This is a genomic window from Serratia sp. ASV30, assembly GCF_016428815.1.
Lineage (GTDB): Bacteria > Pseudomonadota > Gammaproteobacteria > Enterobacterales > Enterobacteriaceae > Chania > Chania fonticola_C.
In genome coordinates this window covers 1-316 of sequence record NZ_JAELTL010000250.1, presented here as the reverse complement: position 1 = coordinate 316, position 316 = coordinate 1, and the positions used below count along the sequence as shown (strand labels likewise).

At 71.2% G+C, this 316-nt stretch carries 1 protein-coding gene; it reads left to right on the top strand.

Annotated elements, in window-relative coordinates:
• Positions 1 to 182, top strand: a 182-nt coding sequence (locus JHD74_RS26305; RefSeq protein ID WP_199063943.1) for a hypothetical protein, incomplete at its 5' end; no start/stop codon positions are given.
• Positions 183 to 316 lie beyond the last annotated feature (134 nt).

The following is a 316-nucleotide window of genomic DNA, read 5'->3' as shown; positions in this document are numbered from 1 at the left end:
CCCCCCCCCCCCCCCCCCCCCCCCCCCCCCCCCCCCCCCCCCCCCCCCCCCCCCCCCCCCCCCCCCCCCCCCCCCCCCCCCCCCCCCCCCCCCCCCCCCCCCCCCCCCCCCCCCCCTTTTTCAAGCATAAGACGGCATACGAGATGATACCTCCTGTCTCGTGGGCTCGGAGATGTGTATAAGAGACAGGCACCATCAATGTCTATGACAACGGCCAACTGATTGGTTCGGTGATGACCGACGGCAACGGGGCCTGGGCATTTACCCCGACCACGCCATTGCCAGAAGGTGGGCATTCACTGACCACCACGGCGAC